The 9,230-nt window shown below is 70.2% G+C and carries 11 protein-coding genes and 1 pseudogene; 7 read left to right on the forward strand and 5 right to left on the reverse strand.

Features of this window, described 5'->3' with window-relative positions; all coding sequences use genetic code 11:
• Both DEIPI_RS27715 and DEIPI_RS0101820 read left to right on the forward strand, forming a co-directional pair.
• Positions 1-565 (forward strand): annotated as a pseudogene (locus DEIPI_RS27715) (butyrate kinase); the annotation flags it as partial.
• Between the two features lie 49 nt (positions 566-614).
• Positions 615-995: a hypothetical protein gene (locus DEIPI_RS0101820; protein ID WP_027480659.1), complete on the forward strand. Its 381-nt coding sequence runs from the start codon at positions 615-617 to the stop codon at positions 993-995.
• A 46-nt stretch (positions 996-1,041) separates the two neighbouring features.
• Here DEIPI_RS0101820 and DEIPI_RS0101825 read toward each other — a convergent pair whose 3' ends face one another.
• The gene (locus DEIPI_RS0101825) at positions 1,042-1,470 is read right to left on the reverse strand and encodes a cobalamin B12-binding domain-containing protein (protein ID WP_027480660.1); all 429 of its coding nucleotides are present in this window, start codon (positions 1,468-1,470) and stop codon (positions 1,042-1,044) included.
• 107 nt (positions 1,471-1,577) lie between these two features.
• Between DEIPI_RS0101825 and trpS the strand changes: the two genes are divergently transcribed.
• Positions 1,578-3,395 carry a tryptophan--tRNA ligase gene (trpS, locus tag DEIPI_RS42035; RefSeq protein WP_342667496.1) on the forward strand — a complete coding sequence of 606 codons (1,818 nt, stop codon included), beginning with the start codon at positions 1,578-1,580 and terminating at the stop codon, positions 3,393-3,395.
• Positions 3,396-3,452: 57 nt separating this feature from the next.
• On the opposite strand, the gene DEIPI_RS0101835 is transcribed toward trpS, so the two are convergent.
• Positions 3,453-4,079 carry a CBS and ACT domain-containing protein gene (locus tag DEIPI_RS0101835; RefSeq protein ID WP_027480661.1) on the reverse strand — a complete coding sequence of 209 codons (627 nt, stop codon included), beginning with the start codon at positions 4,077-4,079 and terminating at the stop codon, positions 3,453-3,455.
• Between the two features lie 84 nt (positions 4,080-4,163).
• Between DEIPI_RS0101835 and DEIPI_RS0101840 the strand changes: the two genes are divergently transcribed.
• The 3 genes from DEIPI_RS0101840 (at position 4,164) to DEIPI_RS27725 (ending at position 5,694) form a co-directional block, all read left to right on the forward strand.
• Positions 4,164-4,652 carry an OmpH/Skp family outer membrane protein gene (locus tag DEIPI_RS0101840; RefSeq protein ID WP_027480662.1) on the forward strand — a complete coding sequence of 163 codons (489 nt, stop codon included), beginning with the start codon at positions 4,164-4,166 and terminating at the stop codon, positions 4,650-4,652.
• 59 nt (positions 4,653-4,711) lie between these two features.
• Complete coding sequence (locus DEIPI_RS0101845; RefSeq protein ID WP_045233438.1) at positions 4,712-5,227, forward strand: OmpH/Skp family outer membrane protein; 516 nt, start codon at positions 4,712-4,714, stop codon at positions 5,225-5,227.
• An 83-nt stretch (positions 5,228-5,310) separates the two neighbouring features.
• Positions 5,311-5,694 (forward strand): carboxymuconolactone decarboxylase family protein, encoded by a 384-nt coding sequence (locus DEIPI_RS27725; protein ID WP_045233439.1) that lies wholly within the window; start codon positions 5,311-5,313, stop codon positions 5,692-5,694.
• Here the strand turns inward: DEIPI_RS27725 and DEIPI_RS0101855 are convergent.
• The 3 genes from DEIPI_RS0101855 to DEIPI_RS0101865 all read right to left on the reverse strand — a co-directional run bounded on the left by DEIPI_RS0101855 (position 5,691) and on the right by DEIPI_RS0101865 (position 7,636).
• Entirely contained in the window at positions 5,691-6,407 is a 717-nt protein-coding gene (locus tag DEIPI_RS0101855) for a hypothetical protein (RefSeq protein WP_027480664.1), read from the reverse strand. The genes DEIPI_RS27725 and DEIPI_RS0101855 overlap by 4 nt on opposite strands.
• 237 nt (positions 6,408-6,644) lie before the next feature.
• Positions 6,645-7,094 (reverse strand): hypothetical protein, encoded by a 450-nt coding sequence (locus DEIPI_RS0101860; RefSeq protein ID WP_157463400.1) that lies wholly within the window; start codon positions 7,092-7,094, stop codon positions 6,645-6,647.
• Between the two features lie 128 nt (positions 7,095-7,222).
• A complete protein-coding gene (locus DEIPI_RS0101865; RefSeq protein ID WP_045233440.1) occupies positions 7,223-7,636 on the reverse strand; it encodes a hypothetical protein in 414 nt (137 codons plus the stop codon).
• Between the two features lie 122 nt (positions 7,637-7,758).
• On the opposite strand from DEIPI_RS0101865, the gene DEIPI_RS0101870 reads away from it, so the two are divergent.
• Entirely contained in the window at positions 7,759-9,126 is a 1,368-nt protein-coding gene (locus DEIPI_RS0101870) for a hypothetical protein (protein ID WP_027480667.1), read from the forward strand.
• Positions 9,127-9,230: the final 104 nt, after the last annotated feature.

Here is a 9,230-nt window from a genome sequence, read left to right on the forward strand (position 1 = left end):
GGACGCCCGCGTCGTCGTCGCGCACCTCGGCGGGGGCGTCAGCGTCACCACCTTCGCGCAGGGCCGCGCCGTGGACACCACCGGCGCCCTCCTCGACGAGGGCCCCTTCTCGCCCCAGCGGGCGGGCACGCTGCCCCTGCGCGGCCTGCTCGACCTCGCCTACTCCACCCCACGCGAGGAGCTCGAACGGCGCCTCACCCAGGAGGGCGGCCTGCGCGGCCTCACCGGCACCGCCGACCTGCGCGACCTGGAGTGGCGCGAGAAGACCGAGGTGGAGGTCCGCGTCGCCGTCGCCGCGTTCGTCCTGCAGATCAGCAAGGCCATCGGAGCGTACGGCGCGTTCGGCGGACGACCCGACGCGATCGCCCTCACGGGCGGCGCGGCCCGCTGGGAGAGCCTCGTGGAGCGCATCGAACGCAACGTCGGCTGGATCGCGCCCGTCATCGTCATTCCCGGCGAGCTCGAACTCGAAGCGCTCGCCGAGGGCGTCGGGCGGGTCCTGCTCGGCGTGGAGGAAGCGCGCGTCTGGACGGGCCCCGGACGGGGCGACCGCGCGCCCGAGTGAAACCCCCGTCGTTGTCAGGGTAGGCCGTTTCAATTACCATCGTGCGAACATGGCCCGCCACTCCCGCCGCCGAAGCGACCCGCACGCCAGCCCCCTGCGCGCCACGAGCATGTGGCGCGTGGATCAGGTGTTCCTCTCCAACCGGGGCTCACGCGTGGAGGTCACCGCCAGCCTCGTCAACGACGATGGCGGCCTGCGCAACCTCGCCGTGACCGCCCCCTCCTCCGACGTCGTGGAGGCCGTGCGGCACGCCGCGAAGTACATCGCGGGGCGCGGCAACGTCTACCGCGCCTGGGGCGCCCGCGTCCGCTGGGCCCGCGCGCAGGCCGTCAACGAACAGAACGACCTCGTGAGGGACACCACCCTGGAGGAGGAATTCGTCGACGCCTTCGAGGAGACCCTCTCCGAGATCAGGGACCGCCAGCGCTGAGGAAGGCGCCCCGACCTCCCAGCCGGGGCGCCTTCCGTTCGTCTTGTCAGCTCGCTTCCTGCGCGGCCCAGCGGGCGGGCACGACCTCGCGCAGCCACGCCACGGGGTCCTCGGTGCTGGTGCCGGGCGTGAAGAGGCGGCCCACGCCGAGCTCCTCCAGCTTCGGGAGGTCCTGGTCGGGGATGATGCCGCCGCCGAAGAGGATGATGTCCTCGGCGCCGCGTTCGGCGAGCAGGGCGCGGACCTCGCGGAAGTAGTGCATGTGCGCGCCCGACAGGACCGACAGGCCGATGGCGTCGACGTCCTCCTGGACGGCGGCGGACACGATCATCTCGGCGGTCTGGCGCAGGCCGGTGTAGATGACCTCCATGCCCGCGTCACGCAGGGCGCGCGCGATGACCTTCGCGCCGCGGTCGTGGCCGTCCATGCCGGGCTTGGCGATCAGCACGCGGATCTGACGGGCGGGCGCGGTCACGCGGGGCTCCCGGCGGCAGGCTTACGGACGTTCGTGAGGCTCATGGCCCCATTGTAGAAGCCTCGCGCGCTCCGTGCGCGCCGCGCCCCCCGCGCTACAATCCCGTCATGCCTCGCGCGTTCTCCGGCATCCAGCCGACCGGTGACATCCACATCGGGAACTACTTCGGCGCCATCCAGAACTACGTCAAGCTGGGCGACCAGCTCGGCAAGGACGCCATCTTCTGCGTCGTGGACTACCACGCCATCACCATCCCGCACGAACCGGAACTGCTCGGGCCGCGCACCTTTGAGGTGACGCTCGTCAACATGGCCGCCGGACTCGACCCCGACCGGGTGATCCTGTTCGCGCAGAGCCACGTGCCGGAGCACACCGAGCTCGGCTGGGTCTTCATGACGCAGACGCCCCTCGGGGACCTGGAGCGCATGACGCAGTTCAAGGACAAGGCGCGTCAGCACAGCGTCCTGACCGGCCTGCTCGCGTACCCGGCCCTGCAGGCCGCCGACATCCTCGTGTACAAGGCGGACACGGTGCCCGTCGGGGAGGACCAGGAGCAGCACATCGAGCTCGCGCGGGAGATCGCGCGGCGTTTCAACTACCGCTTCGGCGACACCTTCCCGGAGCCGAGGACGGTGAACAACGCGGACGCGCTGCGCGTGCCCGGCATCGACGCGCAGGGCAAGATGAGCAAGTCCAAGGGCAACACCATCGGGGTGCTGGAGGACTTCGCGAGCGTCTGGGCGAAGCTGCGCGTCGCGCCCACGGACCCCGCGCGCGTGCGCCGCACCGATCCCGGCGATCCGCACCGCTGCATCATCTACCAGTACCACCGACTGTTCAACCCGCAGCCCATCGGGGACATGGTGGAGGTGGAGTGCGCCCGCGCCGGGATCGGCTGCGTGGAGTGCAAGAAGATCCTGATGGAGGGCGTGGAGCGCACCCTGACGCCCATCCACGACAACGCCGCCGCGCTGCGCCGCGACCCGGAGCGCGTCCACGCGGCCCTCGCGAGGGGCGCCTCGGAAGCGCGCGCCATCGCCGCGCAGACCATGCGGGAGGTGCGCGGCAGGCTCGGCCTGTACCGCCCCGAGATCGCCGAGCGGCCCGCGCCCGTCGCGCGCACGGACGAGCCGGTCGCCGAACCCGCAGGGATGACGTCCGCCGCGCCCGCCGCGCCCGCCGACGTCGAGACGGTCTTCGTCGCGCGGGCCGGGACCTTCGAGGGCAGCCTCGCGGAGCTCGCGTCCGCGCTGCGCGCCGGGAAGGTCCGTCCCGCCGAGGTGCCGCTCCTCGCGCTCACCCGCGAGGTGCTCGCCCGCGCGGGCGCGCTGCGGGAGGCGCGGGTGGAGGCGAGCGCGGACCTGCTGCCGCCCCTCGCGGCGGTCATCGCGCTCAAGGCGCGGCTCCTGCTGCCGCGCGTGGAGCCCGAGGACACGCCCGACGACGGCGACGGGGACGACTTCGTGGAGGAGATCGCGAGCGGCGTGGACGCCCTCGCGGAGCTCGACGTGCTCGTGGGCTTCCTCGCGCGCAGGCGGCAGGAGCGTCAGCATCTCGTCCCGGCGCGCGCGGTGGACCTCGGGCTGCCCCGGCGGGAGCGGCGCGCGCCGTCCGGGGGGCTCGCGAAGCTCGTGAAGGCCGCGAGGCAGGCGGTGCGCGAGGTGAGCGTGCCGCTCCTCGCGCGCGAACGCACCACCCTCGCCGACGCCCTCGTGGCCCTGCGCGCGTACGCCTCACGGTTGCGGCACTTCGTGTTCGGGGGCGTCACCGTCGCCGACTGGGGCGAGCGCACCACGTACTTCGGCGCGCTGCTCGAAGGCGTCAAGGACGGCGACTTCGCCGTGACGCAGACGGAGCCCTACGGCGCGATCGAGGTGCGGGACCTGCGCGGCGGACCGTCACCGGACGACGGCCCGCAGAGCTGAAGAACCGAGGAGGGCGCCCCCGACCACGCGGGTCGGGGGCGCCCCTTCGGGGGACGTTCAGTCCTGAGCCACGTCGATGCCCGCGTCGCGAACGCGCTGCGCCGCGCCCTCGGAGCCCTCCCCGACGACGCGCATCACGAAGCGGCGGTTGCCCCCCACGTGCCCGGTCGTGGCGAGGCTGATGATGTTGCTGGGCGACACCGCCGACGTGGCGCGCGCGAGGCTGCCGGGCACGTCGGGCATGTCGAAGGTGAGGCGGGTGCCGCCCTCGCGCAGGCCCATGATCTCGATGAAGGCGCGCAGCACGTCCGTGATGGTGATGATGCCCGACACGCGGCCCGCGTCGTTCAGGACGGGCATGCCGCCCACGTCGTGCTCCTGCAGGCGCAGCGCGGCGTCCTCCATGTACTCGCCCTCGGCGGCCGTGACGACCGGGCGGGCCATGACCTCGCTGACGGTGAGCTTGGAGAGCAGGTAGTTCAGCTCCCACACGCTCAGGGTCGTGGCCTTGCTGGGCATGGCGTCCTTGAGGTCCTTGCGGGTGACGATGCCGACGAGGCGCTCGCCCTCCATGACGGGCAGGCGGCGGAAGCCACGCTCCTTGAGGATCTTGAGGGCGTCGAGGACGGGCGTGTCGGGCGACACGACGACGGGCTGTGAGGTCATCCAGTCACGAACGAGCATGAAATGATTCTAAACTGACTCCACATTCACGGCGTCTGCGGATGACTTCATGTTCTTTACATCGCCCGTGGTAGTCTCAGGCTCATGAAGTCGACCAAGCTCGTTCCGCTCGCCGTTCTCGGCACGCTCGCCTTCGGCGCGCTCGCGCCCCACGCGCAGAACACCGCCCAGAAGCTCGCCTACGTGGACGTCCAGTCGGTCCTCAAGGCGCACCCCAAGTACGGCGAGCTCGACGCCCTGAACAAGCAGGCGCAGGCCGCCCTCAAGCCCACCCAGGACAAGATCGCCGCGATCCAGCAGAAGGGCAACAACGCCACCGCCGCGGACCGTCAGACCCTCGACGCGCTCGCCAAGACCTACCAGGCGGACGCGCAGAAGTGGCAGAAGCAGATCCAGGACAAGACGGACCCCGTCCTGGCGCAGGTCAACACGGCCGTCGCCGCGACCGCCAAGGCGCAGGGCGTCACGATGGTCCTCGACAAGAACATCGCCGCGACCAGCGGGCTCGTGATCTACGCCGACGAGAAGTCGCTCGACCTCACGAGCGCCGTCTCCGCCCAGCTCAAGAAGTAAGCGTCCTTCAGACGTCCCTCACCCCCCCGCCCAGGCGGGGGGTTTGACTCGGAGGCAGCATGAACATCCACCTCACCATCAACGGCAAACAGGCGTCCAAGGTGCTTCTCGCGCTTCCGCTCGCGCTGCTCGTCACCGCCCCGCACGCGCAGAAGGCGGGCGCGAAGGTCGGTTTCGTGAACGTGCAGAAGGTCCTGGAGGCCACGCCCGGCGGGCAGACCGTCGCGGCGGTCCGCAAGCAGGCCGACACGGAGCTCGGCGCGCAGGCCAAGAAGATCCAGGCGCTGCAGCAGAAGGCCAACACGGGCCCGCTGAGCGCCGCGGACCGTCAGGCGCTCGACACCTACGTCAAGACGTACAACGCCACCACGCAGAAGTACCAGAAGCAGATCGCGGACAAGTTCGCGCCCGTGGCGAAGACCGTGAACAACGCGGTCGCCGTGACCGCCAGGGCGCAGGGCTACTCGATGGTCTTCGACTACGCCATCGCGCAGCAGAGCGGCCTCGTCATCTACGCCGACACGAAGTCCACGGACCTCACGCAGGCCGTCGTCAACCAGGTCAAGAAGAAGTAACCCGGCCGACGAGGGGCCGCCCCGACCCACGGGTCGGGGCGGCCCCGTCACGTGCGCGCGTCCCGAAGCGCTAGCCTCGACGCATGACCGTGAAGGATGACCTGTGGGGTGATCAGGCGGGCCGGATCGAGGCGCGTCTGCGTGACCTCGACCCGGACCTCGCGACGTACGTCCTCGACTTCGCGTACGGCGAGATCTACGAGCGCGAGGGCCTCGACCTGAAAACCAAGGAACTGCTGGCCTGCGTGATGCTGCTCGCGCTGGGCAACCCGGACGAGCTGCGCACGCACCTGCGCGGCGCGCTCAGGGCGGGCGCGACGGAACGCGAGGTCCGCGAGGCGCTGCTCTTCGCGATTCCCTACCTGGGTTTCCCTCGCGTGGTGGGCGCCTTCGCGCACCTGCGGGCACTGACCGCCAAGGCGGACGCCGCCCCCCGCGAGGAGGGCGGCGCGCGAAAGGACGGTTAGAAGCGGACGGCCACGCCGACCTTCGCCTTGAGCACCGTCTTGGGCTGGTTGGCGAGGCTGTCGGCCTGCGCGTAGTTCGAGTCGCCGGGGTTGGCGACCTGATCGCCTGCGTTGCTCGACGGGTTGCTGACGCGGATGGGCGCGTCGAAGAAGTGATCCACGCCGAGGTCGCCGGTGAGGAAGACGTTGCCGGAGAGGGGCAGGCTGGCGATCACGCCGCCGCCCACGCCGATCTGGTTGGTGCTGACGAAGATCGTCTCGGGGCCGCTGGTGCTCTGGGTGGTCAGCGAGCCCGTGAAGAGGTTGTAGCGCACGCCCGCGTAGGCGTTCGCGCCGATGCCGCTCGCCTCGCTGTACCCGAGGTGGAGGAGACCGTCGACGCCGAGGGTGATGTTGCGTCCCGCCTCGGTGCCCTCGTTGGTCGCCTTGAGGTCGCCGACCCGGATGCCGGGCGCGGCGGGCAGACCGAGCACGAGCGATTCGTTGTCGTTGAGGCTGTCGGGAATGTTGGTGTAGGCGACGCTGGTGCGGATGCCGAGGCTGCTTCCGCCGACGTTGCGGGCCGTGAAGCTCAGGGCGCCGCTGAGGCCGCCCGCGTATCCGGCGGAGATGCCGAACTCGTACGAGTCGGGCTGCGCGACGCTCACGCTGACGCTCTGGGCGGACGCGGCGCAGACGCCCGCGAGGGCGAGGGTGCAAATGATCCTGTTCATGGGTTCCTCCGTGTCGTCCGTGAGCCGGGCTCGTGTGGACGCATGTACTACTCATACAGCCCATTCACCGGACATTTTCAGAGAGTCGCCTGACTGAGAATTTAGAATCGGTCATGGTGAACATGGAGCCTGTCTACATCTTTGAGATCTGATTGAAATCTGACGGGGACAGGATACCGGCTCGGGTCAAAAAAGAACCGCGCCGCACATGTGCGGCGCGGTTCCCATGAAAATCAATCAGAACACGTAGGTCAGGCCCGCGCGCACGACCGAACGGCTCACCAGGCTCTGCTGGCCGTTGAAGCGGAGCGCCGCCTCGGCGAACACGCCGATCTGATCCGCGACGGGGAAGGCCGCACCGATCGTGGCCGTTCCGAACAGCAGCGACGAGTTCACACCCCCCAGGGCCGCGCTCAGGCCGAGACCCGCGTACAGGTTGTAGGCGTCCTGCGGGAAGTTGAACAGCAGGTCCGCGTTCACGAAGGTGCCGACGTCGCCGCCCGAGAGGTCCACGGACAGACGACCGTCGAGATCCACGCCGTTGAAGTTCGCGAGGCTCTGGGCCGTGATGCCGAAGTTGCCCCCGAAGTTCAGGTTCGTGAGGGACGCGCCACCGCTGAGCTGAATGGCCTGGGCGCCGGCGGCGCTGCTGGCCGCGAGGATGGCGACGAGAATCATCTTCTTCATGACTTCCTCCTTCGTCTCCGAGCGCGCCCACACCGGGCGCTCTCATGAGAGCGGGCCCAGCATACTATGGATGCCCGGTCGGTACGACGATGAAACTCCACATTGCGGCCGACGAAGCGGCCCGCCGATCAGAAGGTGTAGTTGATGCCCGCGCGGAACACGCCGTTGCCGTTGAAGCGGAAGCCCGCCTCGGCGAACAGGTCGAGCTGGTCCGCGACGGGGAAGGCCGCGCCGCCCGTGACCTGCACGCTCGTGCCGCCGCCGTTGAGGCCGATCGCGACGCCCGGACCGACGTACAGGTTGATGCCGCCCGCCGGGAGGGTCACGAACGCGTCGAGGTTGAGCGCGCTGGCACCCCGCGCGAAGTCGCCCGCCGCTCGGGCGCTCACGCCGAGACCACCGAGGCTCGTCACGTCGTTGGCGGTCACGCCGACGAACAGGCCCGTTCCGCCCGTGAAGGACACTGCCCCGTTGAGGGACACGCTCTGCGCGCCCGCCGCGCCCGCCAGACCAAGAACCGTCACCATCAGAAGCTTCTTCATGGCCAACATTCTGCGCTGCCAGACGTCGCAAGTGAGTATCGGGAAGGCAGAGGAAGCGTTCACCGCCACTTCAGGCACACGCCCCCGGGTGCGATTCCGCATGGCGGGGGTACACTGGGCGAATGCTGGATCTCAGGAACATCACGACGGAACGTCTCGGCGACGCGGGCCTTGATCACGACGCACTTCTCGAGGAGCGCGCGGCGCGTCTCGAAGCGGCGCGCGACGCGGTGCTCGCGCGCTGGCGCGCGGGCGGCGACCCGTACCTCGGCTGGATGGACCTCCCGCGCGGCGACGTGCTCGCCGACGTGGAGGCCCTCGCCGGGCGCCTGCGAGGCAGGTACGACGACCTCGTCGTGCTGGGGATCGGCGGCAGCAGTCTCGGCGGCCTCACGGTCGTGACGGCGCTGCAGCATCCCTACCACAACCTCATGGCGGACCGTCCCGGCATGCGGGTGCACTTCGTCGACAACGTCGACGGGGACGTGATCACGGGTCTGCTGGAGGTCCTCGACCCGCGCCGCACGGTCGTGAACGTCATCAGCAAGAGCGGCACGACCACCGAGACGATGGCGGCGTACCTGAGCTGCAAGGCGTGGCTGCGCGCGCACGTCGGGGACGCGTACCGCGAGCAGATCGTCGCCACGACCGATCCCGAGAAGGGCGTCCTGCGTCCGCTCGCCGAGCGCGAGGGCTACGCCACGCTGCCCGTGCCGCCCAGCGTCGGGGGCCGCTTCAGCGTCCTGTCGGCGGTGGGTCTGCTGCCCGCCGCGCTCGGCGGGGTGGACGCGGGTGAACTGCTGCGCGGCGCGCGCGACGCGCAGGCGCACTTCGAGCTTCCCGCGCGCCAGAACGAGATCCTGCAGGGCGCGCTCGTGCAGGACGAGTTCGGGCGGCGCGGACGCAACATCACGGTGTTCATGCCGTACAGCACCCGCCTGCGCTTCCTGAGCGACTGGTTCGCGCAGCTGTGGGCCGAGAGCCTCGGCAAGAACCGACAGCGCTCGGGCGGTTCGGAGCGGGTCGGGACGACGCCCGTGAAGGCCGTCGGCACGACCGACCAGCACTCGCAGGTGCAGCTCTACCGGGAGGGCCCCCAGGACAAGATCCTGACCTTCGTGAAGGTGGACCGCGCGGACCGCGGCGCGCTCATCCCGAACGCCGAGCCGGACGAACCCGAGATGAACTACCTCGGCGAGAAGCCCTACCAGGCGCTGATGAACGCCGAGCTCGCCGCGACCGCCCACGCGCTGGTGCAGGCGGGCCAGCCGAACGTCACGATCACCATCCCCGAGATCAGCGCCTACCACCTCGGGTACGTCCTGCAGTTCCTGATGCTGCAGACCGCCGTGATGGGCGAACTGCTCGACATCAACGCCTTCGATCAGCCCGGCGTGGAGCTCGGCAAGGTGCTCACGTACGCCCTGATGGGCCGCGGCGGCTTCGACGAGCAGCGCGAGGAACTGCGCCGCGCGGGCGTCGAGGTCTGAGGGAGCGGGCCGCGCCGTGCTGCCCCTGCTGATGCTGCTCGCGGTCGTCGCGGGAGCCGCCGTCCCCATTCAGACGGCGGTGAACGCCCGCCTCGGGCTGGGGG

Origin of the sequence: Deinococcus pimensis DSM 21231, from assembly GCF_000519345.1 — a bacterium.
GTDB lineage: Bacteria > Deinococcota > Deinococci > Deinococcales > Deinococcaceae > Deinococcus_A > Deinococcus_A pimensis.

Excerpts from the sequence above, each read along its gene's own strand:
- DEIPI_RS0101835 (WP_027480661.1), bottom strand. The coding sequence starts at position 4,079 with ATGCTCGTTCGTGACTGGATGACCTCACAGCCCGTCGTCGTGTCGCCC.
- DEIPI_RS0101820 (WP_027480659.1), top strand. The coding sequence starts at position 615 with ATGGCCCGCCACTCCCGCCGCCGAAGCGACCCGCACGCCAGCCCCCTG.
- DEIPI_RS0101845 (WP_045233438.1), top strand. The coding sequence starts at position 4,712 with ATGAACATCCACCTCACCATCAACGGCAAACAGGCGTCCAAGGTGCTT.
- DEIPI_RS0101860 (WP_157463400.1), bottom strand. The coding sequence starts at position 7,094 with ATGAAGAAGATGATTCTCGTCGCCATCCTCGCGGCCAGCAGCGCCGCC.
- DEIPI_RS0101870 (WP_027480667.1), top strand. The coding sequence starts at position 7,759 with ATGCTGGATCTCAGGAACATCACGACGGAACGTCTCGGCGACGCGGGC.
- DEIPI_RS0101865 (WP_045233440.1), bottom strand. The coding sequence starts at position 7,636 with ATGAAGAAGCTTCTGATGGTGACGGTTCTTGGTCTGGCGGGCGCGGCG.
- trpS (WP_342667496.1), top strand. The coding sequence starts at position 1,578 with ATGCCTCGCGCGTTCTCCGGCATCCAGCCGACCGGTGACATCCACATC.
- DEIPI_RS27725 (WP_045233439.1), top strand. The coding sequence starts at position 5,311 with ATGACCGTGAAGGATGACCTGTGGGGTGATCAGGCGGGCCGGATCGAG.
- DEIPI_RS0101840 (WP_027480662.1), top strand. The coding sequence starts at position 4,164 with ATGAAGTCGACCAAGCTCGTTCCGCTCGCCGTTCTCGGCACGCTCGCC.
- DEIPI_RS0101855 (WP_027480664.1), bottom strand. The coding sequence starts at position 6,407 with ATGAACAGGATCATTTGCACCCTCGCCCTCGCGGGCGTCTGCGCCGCG.